15 protein-coding genes are annotated in these 20,770 nt (G+C 63.6%); 11 read left to right on the top strand and 4 right to left on the bottom strand.

What is annotated here, in order from left to right:
* The first annotated feature begins 104 nt into the window (after window positions 1-104).
* The 4 genes from OHD62_RS03890 to OHD62_RS03905 are packed head-to-tail and all read left to right on the top strand — an operon-like array spanning window position 105 to window position 7,104.
* Complete coding sequence (locus OHD62_RS03890) at window positions 105-1,346, top strand: MFS transporter (RefSeq protein ID WP_263782290.1); 1,242 nt, start codon at window positions 105-107, stop codon at window positions 1,344-1,346.
* Window positions 1,347-1,361: 15 nt separating this feature from the next.
* On the top strand, window positions 1,362-3,812 hold the full coding sequence (gene nirB / locus OHD62_RS03895; protein WP_263781077.1) for a nitrite reductase large subunit NirB: 2,451 nt from the start codon (window positions 1,362-1,364) through the stop codon (window positions 3,810-3,812).
* A gap of 5 nt (window positions 3,813-3,817) precedes the next feature.
* Window positions 3,818-4,147 (top strand): nitrite reductase small subunit NirD, encoded by a 330-nt coding sequence (gene nirD / locus OHD62_RS03900; protein ID WP_263781079.1) that lies wholly within the window; start codon window positions 3,818-3,820, stop codon window positions 4,145-4,147.
* Between the two features lie 2 nt (window positions 4,148-4,149).
* Entirely contained in the window at window positions 4,150-7,104 is a 2,955-nt protein-coding gene (locus tag OHD62_RS03905) for a nitrate reductase (RefSeq protein WP_263781080.1), read from the top strand.
* Window positions 7,105-7,143: 39 nt separating this feature from the next.
* On the opposite strand, the gene OHD62_RS03910 is transcribed toward OHD62_RS03905, so the two are convergent.
* The gene (locus OHD62_RS03910; protein WP_263781081.1) at window positions 7,144-8,958 is read right to left on the bottom strand and encodes an ABC transporter ATP-binding protein; all 1,815 of its coding nucleotides are present in this window, start codon (window positions 8,956-8,958) and stop codon (window positions 7,144-7,146) included.
* A 195-nt stretch (window positions 8,959-9,153) separates the two neighbouring features.
* On the opposite strand from OHD62_RS03910, the gene OHD62_RS03915 reads away from it, so the two are divergent.
* The 7 genes from OHD62_RS03915 to OHD62_RS03945 all read left to right on the top strand — a co-directional run bounded on the left by OHD62_RS03915 (window position 9,154) and on the right by OHD62_RS03945 (window position 17,227).
* Window positions 9,154-10,512: an LLM class flavin-dependent oxidoreductase gene (locus OHD62_RS03915; protein WP_263781082.1), complete on the top strand. Its 1,359-nt coding sequence runs from the start codon at window positions 9,154-9,156 to the stop codon at window positions 10,510-10,512.
* Window positions 10,513-10,533: 21 nt separating this feature from the next.
* Window positions 10,534-11,310 (top strand): DUF427 domain-containing protein, encoded by a 777-nt coding sequence (locus OHD62_RS03920; protein ID WP_263781083.1) that lies wholly within the window; start codon window positions 10,534-10,536, stop codon window positions 11,308-11,310.
* A gap of 39 nt (window positions 11,311-11,349) precedes the next feature.
* A complete protein-coding gene (locus OHD62_RS03925) occupies window positions 11,350-12,993 on the top strand; it encodes an ABC transporter substrate-binding protein (RefSeq protein WP_263781085.1) in 1,644 nt (547 codons plus the stop codon).
* A gap of 76 nt (window positions 12,994-13,069) precedes the next feature.
* The gene (locus tag OHD62_RS03930; protein ID WP_263781087.1) at window positions 13,070-14,029 is read left to right on the top strand and encodes an ABC transporter permease; all 960 of its coding nucleotides are present in this window, start codon (window positions 13,070-13,072) and stop codon (window positions 14,027-14,029) included.
* Window positions 14,026-14,907, top strand: coding sequence for an ABC transporter permease (locus tag OHD62_RS03935; protein WP_263781088.1), 882 nt, complete (start codon window positions 14,026-14,028; stop codon window positions 14,905-14,907). The genes OHD62_RS03930 and OHD62_RS03935 overlap by 4 nt, the downstream gene beginning before the upstream one ends.
* Window positions 14,908-15,118: 211 nt before the next feature.
* A complete protein-coding gene (locus OHD62_RS03940; protein ID WP_263781090.1) occupies window positions 15,119-15,604 on the top strand; it encodes a hypothetical protein in 486 nt (161 codons plus the stop codon).
* Window positions 15,605-15,787: 183 nt separating this feature from the next.
* Window positions 15,788-17,227, top strand: coding sequence for an aldehyde dehydrogenase family protein (locus tag OHD62_RS03945; RefSeq protein WP_263781092.1), 1,440 nt, complete (start codon window positions 15,788-15,790; stop codon window positions 17,225-17,227).
* Window positions 17,228-17,370: 143 nt separating this feature from the next.
* Here the strand turns inward: OHD62_RS03945 and OHD62_RS03950 are convergent, their stop codons facing one another.
* The 3 genes from OHD62_RS03950 to OHD62_RS03960 form a co-directional block, all read right to left on the bottom strand.
* Entirely contained in the window at window positions 17,371-18,714 is a 1,344-nt protein-coding gene (locus OHD62_RS03950) for a glucoamylase family protein (protein WP_263781094.1), read from the bottom strand.
* 59 nt (window positions 18,715-18,773) lie between these two features.
* Complete coding sequence (locus OHD62_RS03955) at window positions 18,774-19,526, bottom strand: SDR family NAD(P)-dependent oxidoreductase (protein WP_263781095.1); 753 nt, start codon at window positions 19,524-19,526, stop codon at window positions 18,774-18,776.
* Between the two features lie 180 nt (window positions 19,527-19,706).
* On the bottom strand, window positions 19,707-20,636 hold the full coding sequence (locus OHD62_RS03960) for a nucleotide-binding protein (RefSeq protein WP_263781096.1): 930 nt from the start codon (window positions 20,634-20,636) through the stop codon (window positions 19,707-19,709).
* Between the last annotated feature and the right edge of the window lie 134 nt (window positions 20,637-20,770).

The raw sequence follows: 20,770 nt of genomic DNA on the forward strand, positions 1-20,770 counted from the left end.
CAAACATCCGCGGCGCCTCCCACGCCGCAAACCGGAGCCAGACATTGACCGCAAATCTCCCAGCCGCGCCCAGCCAGGACGATGCTCCCCGGCAGGCGCTCGTGATGTCCACCATCGCCTTCACCGTTTGCTTCGCGGTGTGGACGATCTTTTCAATCATCGGCATCCGCATAAAGCAGGAGCTCGGGCTGAACGAGACGGAATTCGGCCTGCTCGTCGGCACGCCGATCCTGACCGGCTCGCTCGTGCGCATGGTGCTCGGTATCTGGACCGACCGCTACGGCGGGCGGCTGGTCTACACCGCCACCATGCTTGCGGCGGCGGTCGCGACCTTCCTGCTCGCTTATGCCCACACCTATGAGCAGATGCTGATCGCAGCGCTCGGCGTCGGGCTCGCCGGCGGCTCCTTCGCCGTCGGTGTCGCCTATGTCTCGCGCTTCTTCCCCGCCGGCAAACAGGGAACGGCTCTCGGTATCTTCGGTGTCGGCAATGTCGGGGCCGCGGTCACCAAGTTCCTGGCGCCGTTCGTGCTGCTCTCCTGGGGCTGGCAGTCGGTAGCGCTGATCTGGGCCGCCGCCCTGGTCGTCATGGCCGCCGTCTTCTGGTTCACCACCGGCGACGATCCGGTCATCCGTGAGCGCCGCGCCGGCAAGGTGGCGCCGGCGAGAAGTTTTTGGCAGGAATTCGCGCCGCTCAAGAACCTGCAGGTTTGGCGCTTCGCCTTCTATTACTTCTTCGCCTTCGGGGCGTTCGTCGCGCTGTCGCTGTGGTTGCCGCGTTACCTCATCGGTGTCTACGGCTTCGGCATCGCGACCGCCGGCATGATCGGCGCGGCCTATTCGATCCCGGCAAGTGTCTTCCGCGCCTATGGCGGTGTGCTTTCCGACCGGATCGGCGCCCGCACCGTGCTCTACTGGACCTTCGCGGTCTCGGCCGTCGCCACGCTGATCCTGTCGCTGCCGCCCACGGACTATGTCGTGCACGGCATCAGCGGGCCGATCGCCTTCCACTTCTCCATCGGGCCGGTTGCCTTCATCGCCGTCGCCAGCGTGCTCGGCTTCTTCATGAGCCTCGGCAAGGCAGCCGTCTACAAGCACATTCCGGCCTATTATCCGGGCAATGTCGGCGCGGTCGGCGGCCTTGTCGGCATGATCGGCGGGCTCGGCGGCTTTGTCCTACCGATCGCCTTCGGCGCGCTCAACGACCTTACGGGCGTGTGGTCGAGCTGCTTCATGCTGCTCTTCGTCATCGTCGCCGCCTGCTTTGCCTGGATGCATTTCAGCATCAGGCGCATGGAGCGCACGGCGGCCACTGAGGCTCCATCCCTTTCCTACGCGGCTGAGTGAGACCGGGAGCGGACCATGACCGAAAAACTCGTCATCATCGGCAACGGCATGGCCCCCGGGCGCATGCTGGAGCATCTGCTGGAAAAGGCGCCCGGCCGCTACCAGGTCACCATCTTCAACGCCGAGCCCAGGGTGAATTACGACCGCATCATGCTGTCGCCGGTCCTGTCAGGCGAAAAGGACTATGAGGAGATCATCATCCATGGCGATGGCTGGTACATCAAGCATGAGATCACCCTCTACAAGGGCCACAAGATCGTCGTCATCGACCGGCAGGCAAAGACCGTCACCTCCGATCATGGCGTGAGCGAGCCCTACGACAAGCTGGTCATCGCCACCGGCTCGGTGCCGTTCATCATCCCGGTGCCGGGCAACAATCTGCCCGGCGTGTTGACCTATCGCGATCTGGACGACGTCCGGGCCATGATGCTTGCCGCCCAGTCTCGGGCCAAGGCGGTCGTCATCGGCGGCGGCCTGCTCGGGCTCGAGGCCGCGGCCGGCCTCAACGCACAAGGAATGGACGTCACCGTGCTGCACGTCATGCCGACGCTGATGGAGCGCCAGCTCGATCCGGCTGCCGGCTATCTCCTGCAACGCGCGGTGGAGGAACGCGGCATCAAGGTCATCACCAAGGCCAACACCCAGGCGATCACGGGCAACGGCAAGGTCGAGCAGATTGAACTTGCCGACGGCACCATCATCCCGGCAACGCTGGTCGTGATGGCGGTCGGCATCCGGCCGAACGCCGCGCTGGCGAAGGAGGCGGGCATTGCCGTCAATCGCGGCATCGTCGTCGACGCTGGCATGCGCAGCAACGACCCCGATATCTTCGCGCTGGGCGAATGCGCCGAGGTCAACGGCATGGTCTACGGCCTCGTCGCGCCGCTCTATGAGATGGCGCGCGTCGCCGCCAGCCAACTTGCCGGCGACGAGGCAGCCGCCTTCGTCCATTCGGACACGCCGACCAAGCTCAAGGTCACCGGCATCGAACTGTTCTCGCTTGGCGATTTCGCCGAGGGCGAGGACCGCCAGGAGATCGTGCTGCGCGATGCCGCCGCCGGCGTCTACAAACGCCTGGTGCTTAGGGATGACCGCATCATCGGCACCGTGCTCTATGGCGAGACGGGCGATGGCGCCTGGTTCAACGATCTGAAGAAGAAGCAGACCGACATATCGGAGATGCGCGACACGCTTATCTTCGGCCAGTCATACCAGGGGGGTGCCCCGCTGGACCCTATGGCGGCCGTTGCAGCCTTGCCGGATGATGCGGAAATCTGCGGCTGCAACGGCGTTTGCAAGGGAAAGATCACGGGCGCGATCACGGCGAAGGGCCTGACCTCGCTCGACGATGTCAGGGCGCACACCAAGGCGTCCGCCTCTTGCGGCTCCTGCACCGGGCTGGTCGAGAAGCTGATGGTGCTGACCATCGGCGACAAATACAATCCGGCCACCGTCCAGCCGATGTGCGGCTGCACCACGCTCGGCCATGACGAGGTGCGCCGACTGATCAAGGCCAAGGGCCTGAAGACCATTCCCGCTGTCATGCAGGAGCTGGAGTGGATCACGTCCTGCGGCTGCGCCAAATGCCGGCCGGCGCTCAACTACTATCTCGTCTGCGACTGGCCGGACGACTATGCCGACGACTATCAGTCGCGCTTCGTCAACGAGCGCGTCCACGCCAACATCCAGAAGGACGGCACCTATTCGGTGGTGCCGCGCATGTGGGGCGGCGTCACCAATGCCGCCGAACTGCGCGCCATTGCCGACGTGGTCGACAAGTTCGAGATTCCGATGGTCAAGGTTACCGGCGGCCAGCGCATCGATATGCTCGGCATCCGCAAGGAGGACCTGCCGGCGGTGTGGGCCGATCTCGGCCAGGCCGGCTTCGTCTCTGGCCATGCCTACGCCAAGGGCCTGCGCACGGTGAAGACCTGCGTCGGTTCGGACTGGTGCCGCTTCGGCACGCAGGACTCGACCGGCCTGGGCATCCGCATCGAGAAATTCATGTGGGGCTCATGGACCCCGGCCAAGGTCAAGATGGCGGTGTCGGGCTGTCCCCGGAATTGCGCCGAGGCGACCTGCAAGGATGTCGGGGTCATTTGCGTCGACTCTGGCTACGAGATCCACTTCGCTGGCGCCGCCGGCCTCGACATCAAGGGCACCGAAGTACTCGGCCTGGTGAAGACCGAGGATGAGGCACTGGAGCATATCGTGGCGCTGACGCAGATGTACCGCGAGCAGGGCCGCTATCTAGAACGCATCTACAAATGGGCCAAGCGCATCGGCATCCCCGAAATCAAGCGTCAGATCATGGACGATGCCGACAAACGCAAGGCCTATTACGAGCGCTTCGTCTTCAGCCAGAAATTCGCCCAGGTCGACCCGTGGTCGGAGCGCGTTTCCGGCAAGGACAAGCACGAATTCCGGCCGATGGCTTCAGTCGGTTTTGCAGAAGCTGCGGAGTGACCAAGATGAACTGGATCGCTATCGGCTCCATCACCGACATCCCCCGCCGTGGCGCGCGCTGCGTAGACACCCCTGAGGGAAAAATCGCCATCTTCCGCACGGCGGACGACCAGGTCTATGCCATTGACGATCATTGCCCGCACAGAGGCGGGCCGCTCAGCCAGGGTATCGTTCATGGCGCGGCGGTGACCTGCCCCTTGCACAATTGGGTCATCTCGCTGGAAACCGGCAAGGCGCTCGGCGCCGACGAAGGCGTGGTGCGCACCATTCCCGTGAAGGTCGACGGCGAGCGTCTATTCCTGGCGCTCGAAGCGCTGGCCAGCCGCGCGGCCTGAACATGGAAATTGACGAAGCGCGCGAGGTGAGGACCACCTGCCCCTATTGCGGGGTGGGTTGCGGCGTGCTGGCGAAGGTCGCCGCGGACGGTGAGGTCACCGTCCGCGGCGACCCCGATCATCCCGCGAATTTCGGCCGGCTCTGTTCCAAGGGTTCAGCGCTTGCCGAGACCATCGACCTTGACGGCAGGCTGCTCCACCCGGAAATCCACGGCCGCCGCACCGGTTGGGACGAGGCGCTCGACCGCGTTGCCTCGACCTTTTCGCAAACCATCGCCGAGCACGGCCCCGACGCAGTCGCCTTTTACGTCTCCGGCCAGTTGCTGACCGAGGACTATTATGTCGCCAACAAGCTGATGAAGGGTTTTGTCGGCTCGGCCAACATCGACACCAATTCGCGCCTGTGCATGGCCTCGTCGGTCGCCGGCCATCGCCGCGCTTTCGGCTCTGACACTGTCCCGGGCACCTATGAGGATCTGGAGCTTGCCGACCTGATTGTGCTGGTTGGTTCCAATCTCGCCTGGTGCCATCCCGTGCTCTACCAGCGCATCGCCGCTGCCCGGGAAAAACGGCCCGAGATGAAGATCGTGCTGGTCGATCCGCGCCGCACCATGACATCTGATATCGCCGATCTGCATCTGGCGATTGCACCGGACGGCGACGTCGCACTGTTCACTGGGCTGCTCGCTTATCTCGGCCAGCACAATGCCCTGGACCGCGCCTATATCACGGCGCATACGACCGGCTTCGGGCAAGCCCTTTTCGCCGCCTCGAAGCTCGACCTGGCCGGCATCGCCGCCGCCACCGGCCTGAGCGAGGATGAGCTTGACCGCTTCTACAGCCTGTTTGCGGCAACCGCGAAGACGGTGACCGTCTACAGCCAGGGCGTCAACCAGTCGTCTTCCGGCACCGACAAGGTCAACGCCATCATCAACTGCCATCTCGCCACTGGCCGTGTCGGCAAACCGGGCGCCGGGCCGTTTTCGGTGACCGGCCAGCCCAACGCCATGGGCGGCCGCGAGGTTGGAGGCATGGCCAATATGCTGGCCGCCCATATGGAGATCGAAAACCCCGAGCATCGCGAGAGGGTGCAGCGCTTCTGGCATGCGCCAACGATTGCCGAAAAGTCCGGCCTGAAAGCGGTCGACATGTTCAGGGCGGTGGCAGACGGGCGCATCAAGGCGCTGTGGATCATGGCCACCAACCCGGTCGATTCGATGCCGGACGCCGATGCCGTCGAGGCGGCGATCAAGGCCTGTCCCTTCGTCGTGGTGTCGGACGTGTTGGCCGAGACCGACACGGTGCGCCACGCCCATGTCCGGCTGCCCGCCGCCGCCTGGGGCGAAAAGGACGGCACCGTCACCAATTCCGAGCGCCGCGTCTCGCGCCAGCGTGCTTTCCTTGCCACACCGGGCGAGGCAAGGCCAGACTGGTGGATTGTCGCGGAAGTGGCTCGGCGGATGGGCTTTGGCGAGGCATTTACGCATGCCACGCCTGCGGAGATTTTTGCCGAGCACGCCGTTCTGTCGGGATTCGAGAACGACGGCGCCCGCGATTTTGACATCGGCGCCTATGCTGGGGTCGATGCGGAGGGGTACGATGCGCTGGCTCCATTCCAATGGCCGGCGCCGGCCTTACCCTCCCCCTTGAGGGGAGGGTCGGGGAGCGCGTTGAGCGAAGCGAAACAAGCGAGCCGGGGTGGGGCCGGTGATGAAGTCTCGGCCTTTCCCACCCGCCCCAACGAGGCCGAGGCCGTCGCAGACGACCCCCTCTGGCCTGCCGGCCATCTCCCCCTCAAGGGGGGAGATCAGCTATCGCCTCCGCCTTCGCCAATTTCGGACGTTGCAGGAATGAGCGGTTCGCGGGCACCGCGAATCTCCCCCCCTGAGGGGGAGATGGCCGGCAGGCCAGAGGGAGTCGGCACGATCGGGCGCCAGCCTGTTCGCTTCTTCACCAACGGCAATTTCTACACACCCGACCGCAAGGCGCGCTTCATCGCCGTCCGCCCAACCGTCGAAACCCGCACCAGCCCGGACTTCCCGCTCGTCCTCAATACCGGTCGCGTGCGCGATCACTGGCACACCATGACGCGGACGGGAAAAAGCCCGCGCCTGTCTCAGCACATGGCCGAGCCCTTCGTCGAGATACACCCCTCGGATGCACAGCACTTCGGCATCGGCGACGCCGACATCGTGCGCGTCTCGACCGTTCATGGCGAGGCGCTGCTGCGCGCGCTAGTGACATTACGGCAGCGACCGGGCTCCGTCTTCGTGCCGATGCACTGGACGGATCAGTTTGCCGCACGGGCGCGCATCGATGCGCTGGTGGCGCCGATCACCGATGTCATTTCAGGTCAGCCGGCCTCAAAAAACGTTGCCGCCCGCATGGAACGCTTCGCTGCCGCTGCCTTCGGCTTTGCGGTGCTTGCCGAACGGCCGGCTTCGATCGACGCAGACTATTGGAGCCTCGCCCGCTGCGCCGCCGGCTGGCGGCTAGAGCTTGCGCTGCAGGCCGGCCGGGACTGGACGATGTTCGCCGCTTCGCTCTTCGGCGACGACGCGCAAGGCGAAACGCTCGCTTATCATGACGTCGCCGGTGGGCACTATCGCTTCGCACGCTTCACAGGCAGCCGGCTGGTCGGCGCGCTCTATCTTGCACCTGGGCCAGTCGCGGTGTCGCGCAGCTGGGCGGTGGAGCAGTTGGGTGCGGACCATGCCGAACGGCGCGCGCGAATGGCGATCGTCGCCGGGCGGCCGAGCGGCAACGGCGTCAACCGCGGCGCCATCGTCTGCTCGTGCTTGGGAATTGGCGCCAATCAGATCGCGGATGCGGTGCGCAGCGGCTGCGCCAGCGTCGAGGCGATCGGCGCCGCTCTGGGTGCGGGCACCAATTGCGGCTCCTGCCGCGCCGAGATCAGGACCATCCTCGATGCGCGCCGCCTTCAGGCGGCGGAGTGAATGCCGCGCTGCCTTCCGGGACCGAACGGTCTGTCGGGGTCAAAGTAGTTCCCCATCATGTCGCCAGCATGCGATCAGATGTCCTGCTCCGGCCTCACGGCTGGGCGGCTCCGCCTCCCTGCAATCGGCAAGGGCCAACGGACAGCGGTCAGCGAAGGAACATCCGCGGTTCGCAACATCATCCGTGACAATCCCGGCCTGGACGGAGACCTTCGGCGCGGTGTCGTCGCAGGACGCCGCCAGAAGCAGTTTCGTATAGGGGTGATTGGGTCCCTGGAAGATCTGGTCGGAGGAGCCGGTCTCAACCAGCCGGCCGCGATACAGAACGCCGATCCGGTCGGCCATGTAACGCACGACCTTGAGGTCGTGGCTGATGAACAGATAGGTCGTGTCCTTGTCGCGCTGCAGGTCGTTGAGAAGGTTGAGAACGGTCGCCTGCACGGAAACGTCGAGGGCCGAAGTCGGTTCATCCAGCACGACGACTTTCGGCACGCCGGCGAAGGCGCGCGCGATAGCCGCCCGTTGCCGCTGGCCGCCGGACAGCGATCGCGATTTCTGTTCCGCCGTGGTGCCGGCGAGGCGGACCGATTGGAGCAGGTCGGCGATGCGCTGTTTCACTTCGCTGCGGCGCAGGCCGGCAAGCCGCCGCAACGGGCGGCTGAGAATCCTGCCGATCCGCTGGCGTGGGTTGAGCGTGCGATCAGGCGACTGGAAGACCATCTGCACGTCGCGGCGTTCACTGGAATTTCTGTTCTCGACGCGCGACGCCACTTGTCTGCCGAACAGCTCGACGGATCCGGCACTGGGGGGCTGCAGGCCGGTGACGATCCTTGCCAATGTCGACTTGCCGGAGCCGGACTCGCCGATCAACCCGAATGTTTCGCCCTGGCCTAGCCGCAGGTCGATATTGTGAAGCACCGCCTGGGCGCCGAAGGAATGGCTAATGCCTTTGCAGGCGACCGCGATCGGACGCTCCGCCCCCAGAGCAGCTTGAGCTGACCGGCGCGGCGCCGTGCCAGGTGCGTTCGCCGAAATCTCCGCCAGCCTTCCGTCCCGTTTCGTGTAGTTCAACGCCGGGATGGATGCGATAAGCGCCTTTGTGTAGGCATGACCGGGGTTCTCGAACACCTCGTTCGCTGCGCCGCTTTCGACCACCGTGCCGGACTGCATCACGGCCACTCGGTCACAGGTGCGGCGGATCATGTTGATGTCGTGGCTGATCAAAAGAATGCTGGTTTTGTGGTCCCGGCGAAGATCCCGCAGGATGGCAATGATCTCAGACTGGACGCTGGCGTCCAGCGCCGTTGTCGGCTCATCCATCACCAGCAGCGACGGATCGAGCGCAATCGCGATGGCGATGTTGGCGCGCTGCTGCATGCCGCCGGAAAGCTCGTGCGGATAAAGCTCGAGCACCCGGTCCGGATTGCTTACCCTGACGCGCCTCAGCAGTTCGGCGGCGCGCCCGCGCGCCTCGTCAAGGCGAACCGGGCGGTGCCGCAGGATCGTTTCGGTGATCTGCCGGCCGATCGTCATGCTTGGGTTGAGCGCGGCGCCCGGGTGCTGGTAGACGGCCGCGATACGATCGCCCCGCAACTTGCGCAGCTGTTCGGCGGACAGATCGCGGATTTCCCGGTCGCGGAATTCAAGCGCCGAGGCCGCGATCCGGGCATTCCTTGGCAAGTAGCGCAAGATGGCGAGCGCCACCGAGCTTTTGCCCGATCCCGATTCGCCCACCAGTCCGAGCGCTTCGCCTTCTGCGATGCGCAGCGACACGCCATTGACGGCGGGATGCGATCCCTTGCGCCCGTCATAGGTGACGGAGAGCTGCTCTACGTTCAGAACCGAGGAGGACATTGGGGAGCCTGAAACCACTTTCTTCGCGCGCCGCCATCAAGGGCAATTGCTTCCGCTTTCGCAATATATAATCTCTATAAAATTACTCGAATTAAGCCGGAACGCAATCTACCTTTCATCAATCGGGAGATTGCCGGGTCGTGGCCGATCGAGGCAGCGCGCTGGTCTCCCGCCTGGATTTGGAAGGAGGCCGGCATGGCTCGAGACCACATGATCCTGAGCGCATTCTTTTTCAACCCGCAGGGCGATCACCGCATGTCATGGCGCCATCCAAGGGCGCCGGGCCGGGAAGTGCTGGACTTCGACTACTACCGCGAGCTCGTACAGGCGGCAGAGCGCGCCAGGATCGACACGATTTTCGTCGCCGATCACGTCGCAATCTGGGACTCGGTGCAGAGCGGCATCGCCCACTACGCGAATGCCCGCCTGGAGCCGCTGACGCTGCTGTCTGCTCTTGCCGGCGTGACCAAACACATCGGCCTGATCACCACGGCATCGAGCTCCTACAGCGAGCCCTACAATGTGGCGCGCATGTTCGCTTCCCTCGACCATATCAGCAAGGGCAGGGCGTCGTGGAACGTGGTTACCTCCGCAATGGACGAGGAGGCCCGCAATTTCGGCCGCGATGGCAATATCGAGCACGCATTCCGCTATGAGCGTGCCACCGAATTCCTCGATATCGTCAAAGCGCTGTGGGACAGTTGGGAAGACGAGGCCCTGCTTCTCGACAAGGCGTCGGGCTATTTCGCCGACCCCGAAAAGGTCCATGCGATCAATCACAAAGGTCCGCATTTCAAGGTCCGCGGACCGCTCAACGTCTCGCGGCCGCCGCAGGGTCATCCGCTGATCGTCCAGGCCGGCTCGTCGGAGGACGGCAAGAATTTCGCCACCGCCCATGCCGACGTGCACTTCGCCATATTCAGCACCAGGGAAGACGGCATCAAATACCGGGAGGACATCGACGAACGCCTCGCCCGTTATGGCCGCAAGCCAGAGAGCTTCAAGATCCTGCCGGGGATCCTGCCGATCGTCGCCGCCTCCGAAGCCGAAGGTCGGGAAAGGCAGGATTATCTCCAGACCCTGCTTCCCGATCGGGTCGGCATCGATCTTCTGTCAAGCTGGAGCGGGGTGGACCTCTCGCAATACCCGCCGGACGGGCCGCTGCCGCCCCTGCCGGACGAGAGCACGTTCAACGGCGGGCGCACGTCGCTCAACCGGGTCAAGCAGTGGTCGAAGCAGAATCTCAGCCTGCGCGAGATCGCCCGCAAGCTCGCCAACAGCGGTTCGGTGCCGACTGTTGTCGGTACGCCCAAACAGATCGCCGACCAGTTGCAGGACTGGTTCGTTTCGGGCGCCGCCGACGGCTTCAACCTGATGTTCCCGCTGCTGCCCGAGGACTGGACAAACTTTGCCGAACAGGTCGTACCGGAATTGCAGCGCCGGGGCGTCTTCCCGACCGAATACGCGCCGGGAACGCTGCGCGATCGCTTCGGTCTCGCCCGCCCCGCCAATCGCTTCGCCGAGTTGCGCGACAACGCGCGCGCCGTGTCCTGAACGCGTATCGAGGAAACCATCATGACCGCCGCGCCAAAACTCCAGCCCCGCGAAGCGACGGCTCCGCATCTCGTCAATGTCCTGCATAGCCCCAAGCGCGTCCGCGTCAAATTTGACGGCCGCACCATCGCCGACAGCCGCAACGTCCTGGTGCTTCGCTCCAACCATTTCCTGCCGGTCTATTTCTTCCCGGCGGCGTCGGTCGACCGGTCGCTGCTGAAGCCGTCGAGACATGGGCAGCAGCACGCGGTCGGCGGCGAAACGAAATACTGGGATCTCGATACGGGTGACAGACGTTCCGCCGACGCGGCCTGGTCTTTTGCAGCACCCCCGGATGAGAACCTGTCGCCCTTGGCCGGCCGCATCGCCTTCACCTGGAACGCGGTCGATCAGTGGTTCGAGGAGGATGAGGAGGTCTTCGTCCATGCCCGCGACCCCTATGCACGCATCGACGTGCTGCAGAGTTCGAGCCATGTCGAAATATGGTTCGATGGCGAGCCGATCGCCGACAGCCACCGTCCGGTGCTGCTGTTCGAGACCCATTTGCCGACGCGTTTCTACCTGCGCCCGGACGATGTCAGGCTGGAGCGGCTGACGGCGTCTGTAACAACGACGCGATGTCCCTACAAGGGCATCGCCTCTTACTGGTCCGGCCTGCTCAAGGACGGCTCGGTGCATCAGGACATCGCCTGGAGCTACCGCGACCCGATCGCTGAAATGCCGAAGATCAAGGGGCTCATCGCCTTCTATCCGCAGGCCGTCGACCGCATCCATCTCGACGGCCAGCCCGTCACATAGACGCATCTTTCAATCGTCATTTCAGACAGGGGTTTCAACATGACCAGACGCAACGATATCGACTTATTTCGTAACCAGTCGGGAGACATCTGGAATGCCGCCGTCGACGAATATCAGGGTGGTTTTCTCAAGCGTCGCGATCTCCTGAAATATGCCGCGCTGATCGGCCTCACCGGGTTTGCCGCCTCGCAAGGGCTTGGCGCTCCCGGCGTGGCGCGTGCCGCCACCACGGGCGGTACGGTCCGCGTCGGGCTCGGCCAGCCGACCAAGGCGATCGATCCGGTTTCGGTCACCGATCCGGCCAGCATCGGGGTGATCAGCCAGGTCGGCGAATATTTGATCCTCGACGATCCGAAGGACGGGCTTCAGCCGAAGCTTGCTTTGTCCTGGGAAGCCAATGAGACAGCCAGCCGCTGGACCTTCAAATTGCGGCAGGGCGTGAAATTCCACGATGGCCGCGCGGTCACGGCCAAGGACGTGGTGGCGAGCTTTGAGCGGCTTGTCGATCCGGCCAACGGCTCGTCGGCGCTGTCGGCCTATAAGGGCATCCTGTCCAAGGGCGGCGCCAAGCTGGTCGATGACGAGACGGTGGCCTTCGATCTCGACGGTCCGAACAGCAACTTTCCCTTCTATGTTTCTTCCGACGTCTATAACGCCGTCATCCTGCCGGCCGATTATGCCGGCGATTTCGAGAAAAATTTCAACGGCACCGGCCCGTTCAAGCTCGAATCCTTCCGTCCCAAGCAGGGTGCGAGCTTCGTGCGCAATCGCGATTACTGGGGCGACAAGGCACTCCCCGACCGGGTCGAGATCAAGTTCTTCGACGACGAGCAGGCCCAGGTGCTGGCGCTGCAGGCCGGCCAGCTCGACGTCATCCCGAGCACGACGCGCCTGGAACTGGCGATCGAGGGCAATCCCAATTTCAGGATCCTCAGCGTCCAGGCGAGTTCGCATGACGAGGTGCATCTCAGGACCGACCAGGCGCCCTTCACCGACAAGCGTGTCCGCCGCGCGCTGGCGCTGACCATCGATCGCGAGGCGGTGGTCAAGGGCCTGCTGAAAGGCCGCGCCATCGCCGGCAACGACACCCCGTTCGCGCCGATCTTCCCCTCGGCTGATCCGTCGGTGCCGCAGCGCAAGCAGGACATTGCCGAGGCCAAGCGGCTGCTCGGCGAGGCCGGCGTGCCGAACGGCTTCGAGGTGACGCTGACCACCGAGCGCGCCTATGACATTCCCGACTACGCGGTGCTGATCCAGAACTTCGCCAAGAAGGCCGGCATCGACATCAAGCTCAACGTTCTGCCGCAGGACGCCTACTACGGCTCGGCCACCTTCGGCAGCTCGCCCTGGCTGGATTCGGTTCTCGGCATCACCGATTTCGGCCACCGTGGCACGCCCGACATCTTCCTCAACGCCACGCTCAAGAGTTCGGGAAGCTGGAACGCCGCGCATTTCAACAATCCGGCCTACGATGGCTTGCTGCTCGACTACTCCAAGGCGCGAGACCTCAACGCCCAGCGCCTTGTCGCCGGCAAGATCCAGAATCTGCTGCTCGACGAGACGCCGCTGATCATCAGCTACTTCTCGCAATACAGCCGGATAACCAGCACCAAGGTTGAGGGCGTGCGCTTCACCGCGATCTCGCATCTGCTGCTCGACCGCGTTTCCTTTGTGCAGGCATGATGCCCGGACACCGGGATAGGGTTCCATTCCGATTCCATCGGGATGGAACAGGCTCCGGGCAGGGCGGCAAGAACTGATGCTGACCGGCCGCACTCTGTCGGCGCGCCTGGGCACGCTTCTGCTCACGCTGTGGCTGGTCAGCATCCTGGTCTTCTTTGCCGGGCAGGTTCTGCCCGGCGATGTCGGCCGCGTCATGCTCGGCCCGTTCGCCGATGCGCAAGCGGTTGCGGAACTGAACAAGCGGCTGGGCGCGGACCAGCCTGTCCTCGTTCAGTACTGGCGCTGGTTCAGCAAGGCGGTCACCGGCGATTTCGGCACGTCGCTGTCGATGCGTGGGCCGGTGGCGCCGTTCGTGCTGGAAAGCCTCAAGCGCTCCGCTGCCCTCGCCGGCGTCATCCTGGTTTTTCTGCTGCCGCTGGGCATCGGCGCCGGCATCGTCGCCGGGCTCAATCAGGGCCGCTTCATCGACAGGCTGATCGTGCTCGCGGGCGTTTCCTTCGGCATCGTGCCGGACTTCGTTTCCGGCCTGCTCCTGCTCATTGTCTTCGGCCTGTGGCTGAACTGGTTTCCGATATCCGGCGTCGCTCCGGACGGCGCGGGCTTTTGGACCAGCAGCTATTACCTGATACTGTCGGCCCTTCCCCTGGTGCTGAATCTCGCCGGTTACATCGCCCGGATGACGCGGGCTGGCGTGATCGAGGCGCTGGCCGCTGACTACACCCGCACCGCCGTCCTGAAAGGGCTCGAGCGGCCCGAGATCATCGTTCGGCACGTGCTGCGCAATGCGCTTACGCCGACCATCGCGGTCCTTGCGACCCAGACCGGATACATGCTGGGTGGACTTGTGGTGATCGAAGCGCTGTTCGGCATCCAGGGCCTGGGCAATCTGGTGCTGAACGCCGCCAAGGGGCGGGATTTCCCGATGCTTGAAGCCGGCGTTCTGGTGATGGCGGCGATTTTCGTGCTGTCGGCAGCAGCGGGCGATCTCGTGCAGGCCCTGCTCGATCCGCGACAACGCCGCCGGAGCCCGTCATGATGGAGCTGGTGGAGTTTCCCGCGCCAGCAGGCAGGGCGACCGGCCTGCCGGGCAGGATATGGAATGCTCTGCCGGAGCTGCCGCCGTCTGTCGTGATCGGTTCGACGGTTCTGCTGTTCTGGGTCGTATGTGCCGTGTTCGGCGATCTGTTCGTTCCCTATGATCCCTATGCCGAGGACTTCCTGGCCATGCTGGCGCCGCCCGACGCCTTGCACTGGTTCGGCACCGATCAGCTCGGCCGCGACGTGCTGTCCCGGATCGTCGTCGGCTCGCGCGACATTCTCCTGGTTGCGCCGCTGGCGACACTGGCCGGCGTCGCCAGCGGTACTGTCATCGGGCTTGTGCTCGGCTATTTCGATGGACTGGTCGACGTCGTCGGCGCGCGGCTTCTCGACACGCTCATGGCATTTCCCTTCATCGTTCTGGTCACCATGACGCTGGTCGCGATCGGCCCGTCGAACTTTACCGTCATTCTGGTGATCGGCATTGCCTATGCGCCGCTTGTGGCGAGGACCGTTCGCGCCGCCGTGCGCGAGCAGCGCGAGCGCGACTATGTCAGCGCCGCCCGGCTTGGCGGCGAAAGTACCTTTGGCATCATGTTCCTGGAGATCCTGCCCAATGTCAGGGAAACGATCCTCATCGAGCTCGTCACCCGGTTGGGATATGCGTTCTTTTCCATCGCCACGCTGAGCTTTCTTGGCCTGGGCATACAGCCCCCATCCGCCGATTGGGGGCTGGCCATTGCCGACGGCTACGGCTTTCTCGCCGGTGGGAAATGGTGGGTCGTGGTCTTCAACTCCGGCGCGATTATTTCCCTGGTCATGGCGACAAACCTCATCGCGCAAGGCATAGGCGCCTTTGAGAACGGCGATAGGTAGGCGGAACCGCTCCCACCGCTGCTCCTGACGCTTACCAGCCGTTTACGACCGTGGGCTACCAACGTCCTTGTTCGATTCGTATGCGCGTGACCCCGAAAATCGGAATCGATTTTTGGAAAGGATCATGCGCAAAACAAAAGTGCTACAGCGTCCTTTGCGCGTCCAAAGGACGCGCGGCGCTGTAGACAGGAACGGTGGGACAGGGAACGGCATGAGCAAGGCTCTCACTTCATTCGCGCTGGTCGCCGTGCTGACGGCTTTGCTGATGGCGCTGAGCCTGGCAGTGGCCAGGCATGGCTATCCCTATGGCGCGATCGGCGCCAAACGCCTCGACGACATTGCCGACGCCGGAATTTTCATCCCACTTGCCGCCGTGTATTTCTTCAGCGCGCTGCTGATGATGATCCTGCCCATCAGGGCCGCCAGCATCGTTCTGACAAATGCTGCGGATGCCATCTTCTGGACGGTGATTGTGTTGTTCGCGACGATCATCGGTTGCCTCGCGGCCAGATGGGCTTTCGGTCAGGGCGGCGTCCTGGCGGCGCTGCTGAACTGGCGCTTCCTTTTCGTCGCGGCCGTCGTGGCCTGCCATCTCTTCATGAATGAGCTGCGGCGCAATATCCTGCTGAGAAGCCTGTTCTTTGTTATCTTCGCCGCGGCGACGCTGGCCTGCCTGTTCTGGTCCTTCGCGATCTGACCGGCACAGATCTCGTCCGACCCTCCAGTGCGATACGCAACGGGGTTTCACCGGCTCGCTTCATAGGCTACCGGTGAGCGATTTGACACGCCCCACTCTGCCGCTATTTGTCTGATAAATGACTTGGGCGATGGATGACTGGGTGTTAAATGACCCATCAGTGAACCACCACAAGGAAAGACCATGACCCTGTTTCGAAAGAATCTCATCGATGGCGAGTGGGTGGGCGAGCCCGGCTCCAAAAATATCAATCCCTCGAATACAGGCGATGTCGTCGGTGAATATGCTTCCGCTGGCGCTGAGCAGGCCCGGCAAGCCATTGCTGCGGCGAAAGCGGCGTTTGCGGCATGGTCACGTTCCGGCCCGCTGACACGCCATGCAGTATTGAGGAAGGCATCGGACGAGATCACCGCGCGGAAAGATGAAATCGGCCGGTCTCTGGCGCGCGAAGAAGGCAAGACGCTGGCCGAGGGCATCGGCGAGACCGTGCGCGCCGCCCAGATATTCGATTTCTTCGCAGGCGAGACGCTGCGCCTGTCGGGCGAACTGGTTCCGAGCGTGCGGCCGGGAGTCGGAGTCGAGATCACGCGCGAAGCGGTTGGCGTCGTCGGCATCATCACGCCATGGAATTTCCCGATCGCGATTCCCGCGTGGAAGATCGCCCCGGCGCTGGCCCACGGCAACACCATCGTCTTCAAGCCGGCCGAGCTGGTCCCTGAGAGCGCCTGGACCATTGTCGACATCCTGCATCGCGCCGGCCTGCCCAAGGGTGTGCTCAATCTCGTCATGGGCAAGGGTTCGGTGGTCGGTCAGGCCTTGCTCGACAGTCCCGATCTCAATGCCATCACCTTCACCGGCTCTGTCGGCACCGGCAAGCGTGTCGCCGCCGCCAGCGTCGAGCACATGCGCAAGTTCCAGCTCGAAATGGGCGGCAAGAACCCGCTCGTCGTGCTCGACGATGCCGACCTTGGCACGGCGGTTGACTGCGCGCTCAATGGCGCCTTCTTCTCGACCGGCCAGCGCTGCACGGCATCGTCCCGGCTGATCGTGACCGACGCCATTCACGATCGTTTCGTCGAGGCGCTGAAAGACCGCATGAGCAAGCTGGTCATTGGCGATGCCCTCGATGCGAAAACCCAGATCGGTCCCGTCGTCGACGGCAGCCAGCTGAAACAGGACGAGGATTACATCGCCCTCGGCCGCAAGGAAGGCGCCGATCTCGCTTTCGGCGGCGAGCGGCTCGATCGCGAAACGCCCGGTTTCTACCTGCAGCCGGCGCTGTTCACCGGAGCCAGCAACGCGATGCGCATTTCACGCGAGGAGATCTTCGGGCCTGTCGCCAGCGTCATCCGTGTCAAGGACTATGATGAGGCGCTCGCCGTGGCCAACGACACGCCTTTCGGATTGACCTCGGGCATCTGCACCTCGAGCCTCAAGCACGCCACGCATTTCAAGCGCAATTCGGAGGCCGGCATGGTGATGGTCAACCTGCCGACGGCAGGCGTCGATTTCCATGTTCCCTTCGGTGGCCGCAAGGGATCGAGCTATGGCCCGCGCGAACAAGGCCGCTATGCAGCGGAATTCTATACCACTGTGAAAACCGCCTATACATTTGCCGGCTAACCAAATTCGGCAGTATCGCGCACGGATCAGGCAGGCCGGAAGGCATTAAAAAATGCCGGCCTGACCTGGCTCGCCGCGGCCAAGCCACTATAGATCCTTGATCAGGCCGCTGTCGCTGTGGTCGACCGGCAAAGCCATGGCCATCATTCGACATAACCAACCTCAGAAGGGCTCGCCGGCTGCGACAGCCAGCCGCCGCTGAACCCGGCCTTGCGCAGGCCTAGACGGATAGGAGGGCTCGATCGCATCAGATCCCAGATCAGGCGCGAGCGGTGGTTTTCGATCATCAGCACGACGATGCCCTGATCCAACCCGTAGTGTCCTTCCGACACCCAGCCGCTCGGCCCGAAGCCTCGCCGGTTCGCCAGAGTCGGATTGAAGCCGCTCGGCATCCTGAATTTGCCGGTCACCTCGGGGTGGCGTTCTGTGAGATGCCGCAGCGCCGGCAGGCAGATTTCCGGCGCGAAGGGCAGCGATGCGAGACAGGACCACGGCGCGATCGTCCCGTCGTCCGGGCCGAAGGGCGCGCCACGCGCCGCGTAGGCGGAAAATCTGCGCGGCCGCCGCTCGATCTGCGCACGGAAGTTGCCGGGTCCATCACCCGCCGAAAGACCCCACAGCCCGTCGCCATAGCCGCCGAAGCCATGGGGGTTTTGCCGCGCATAGTCGCGGTGAATGTAGGTCGCGCGGCGGCTGTTTTCGAAATAGTCCGAGCCCTTCTCGCGCATGAACACATCCCGGATACCATTGAAGTCGATCCAGGCATGCGAGAACTGGTGCATGAACAGCGGCCCGCCATAGAGCACGTCGTGGCCGTAGATGTTCTCCCACTGATATGTCGCCGTCCAGGCGGCATAGCTGTCGTCCGAGGCCGGTCTGTCCGGTGAGGCCATCGCCAGGACATAGAGGATCGTCGCTTCGTTGTAGCCCTCCCAGTCAGAGTACAGAAAGCCACTCTTCGGCTTCCAGCCTTGCCGCAAGGTTGGACGGCGGCCTTGCGCCCAACGCCAGTCGACACGCCGGTAGAGCACGTCCGCCAGTTCGCGGATTTCGACCTCGTCTTCGCTGTCGCCCTGGAAATAAGCCCCGGCCACCAGCACGCCGGCCATCAGCAGTGCCGTGTCCACCATCGATAATTCGCAGCGCCAGGCACGCAGGCCGGTTCGCATGTCGAGGAAGTGATAGTAGAAACCCTTGTGGCCGGTGACATCGTCGCCATTGCCTTGCCGGCTGTTCCAGAAGAAACGCAGTGCGGCAAGCGTCAGCTTCGAGGCGGCATCGCGTGTCACCCAGCCGCGCTCGACCCCGACCGGATAGCAGGACAGCGCGAAGCCGATTACAGCGATGCTTGCCGGCCAATTTGGCCGCGACGTGTCGGCGACCAGCCCGTTCTCCGGATTAACGGTTTCCAGGAAATAGTCGAAGGCTGCGCGCTGGAAGCGGTCGAGCAGGTCCTCATCGGGCAGGGAAGATTCAACGTCAGGCAAATGAAGAGGACTCCGGTCGGGCAGCGCAGAGCCTATCGGCAGGTCGCGTCCAGTCTGCCTCAATAGGTGGCCCGGCCGCCGGAAACGTCGAAGACGGCAGCGGTCGTGAACGAGCATTCCTCGGAAGCGATCCATGAGATCAGCGCCGCCACCTCCTCGACCTCGCCAAAGCGCGCCATCGGTATTTTCGACAGCATGAAGTCGATGTGCTGCTGGCTCATCTGCTGGAAGATCGCCGTGCGCACGGCGGCCGGCGTGACGCAGTTCACCGTCACCTTGGTCTTGGCCAGTTCCTTGCCGAGCGACTTGGTCATGCCGATCACCGCCGCCTTCGATGTGCTGTAGGCCGATGCGTTGGGATTTCCCTCCTTGCCGGCGATCGAGGCGATGTTGACGATCCTGCCGTAATTGCGTTCCAGCATGTGCGGAACCAGCGCCCTGTTGCAGTAGAAGACGCCGTTGATGTTGATGTCGACGACCCGGCGCCAATCGTCGGTGGAATACTCCCACATCGTCATGTTCGGTCCGGTGATGGCGGCGCTGGTGACCAGGATATCGATCGCCCCAAGTGTTTCGATCGTCTGCCGGGCAGCGCCTTCGACCGCTGCGGGATCGGCGACGTCGACCGTCACGCCGTGCAAGCTCGCAACGACAGTGGTGGCGCGCTCGATCTGGGCGGGGTCGCGATCCCAGATCGAAACGCGCCCGCCCTCGTCAACGATCCTTCGCGCCACGGCGAGACCGATGCCGGAGGCGCCGCCGGTGATCACGGCCGAGCGTCCGGCAAACCGTCCCGTGAAACTCATCGGCATGTGATCTTCCTTGCTGTCTCTTGTCCGGGAGGCGCCGGCCGGCCGCCATCGGCGGCGAATGTGAAGTCAACAGCGGGCAAGTGCAAGCTGGGATCTGGAGCCCCGAACGGGTTCAGTGGGCCACGAAGGGCGATTGAAGGTGTCGCACACGGGTCAAAGCGACTCCCATGCGTGTTGAGTTCAGACGTTCTTGATCGATTGCCAATGGCTCAGCTGCTCCGCGATCAATTCCACGCGCCGTTGATTGTCGCGTCCGTCCAGGATGCTCAGATCGTCCGGATCGGCGCGCAAGTAGACACCGGAGGTGCGCGCGTTCAGTTTTGGCTGTGTGTCGGCTCGCGTGATGAAGTACCCGGACGCGCGATCGGCGGACTCCAGCCGGATCTCTCCTGTCCCGTACAACTGCGACGCGTTCACGTCCAAGGGCCGTTCTCCATTCCAAAAGTAGAAGACGCCGGAAGGCTCCTTTCTCTCCTTCACCGCTTCGCTCCAGTATCGGGCCGACAGACTGCCATTCTCCTGCCACGAGCGACCGGTCACCTCCAGCGCACCATCGCCGTCTCTCGATATACGCAGGAGACTCACGGCGGATGGTTCTTTTGCGGTTCGCTCCGAAAGAGAAAATTGCCACCAAAGGCCCTCTATGCGGGCGATACGACCTTCATTCTCGATCGCGTTGCGCAGCTTTTGGTTGATCGCCCTCATTTCCGCGCCGGTCGTCGCTTCGCCATACCTTACGGAGGTGAGGCCGAGCAGATCGCTTGGAAGCTTGGAGCCATTGGCATGGAGGATGAACGTCCGGCGCATTCCAAGGACGCCGCCGAAAAGGCCGGCCTCGAAAACCACATTGTCTCGCGGAGAAGCTTGAGCCGATGCCGCGGCAGACGATGCCGGCTGGCTCACACTGGTCCAGTCATCCTGAGCGAACACAAAAGCGGCGAAGTCGACTTCACGCGTAAGCTCGAGGAGGCGCCCCAGTGTGGTCGTCCCGGGATTGAAGGATGTCGTCCAGGGCTCCACATTCGCAATGTCCTCGAGGCCGCGCGTCAGCGCCTGCAGCAGTTTCTTCTGCTTTCCTGAAGAACCCAGGAAGATTCGAGGTTTGTCCATCATTTCCCTCCAGCTTGGGTGACCAGCGTCTGCCAACTGTTTCTCTTTTCCGTCCCTTGTTGGCAAGCCCGCGTCTGGTCGCCAGTGCCGGTCGATCGGCACGATGCTGGACCAAAAACAGTCTTTTGGGTGAC

Origin of the sequence: Mesorhizobium sp. YC-39 (assembly GCF_025753795.1) — a bacterium.
Taxonomy (GTDB): domain Bacteria; phylum Pseudomonadota; class Alphaproteobacteria; order Rhizobiales; family Rhizobiaceae; genus Mesorhizobium.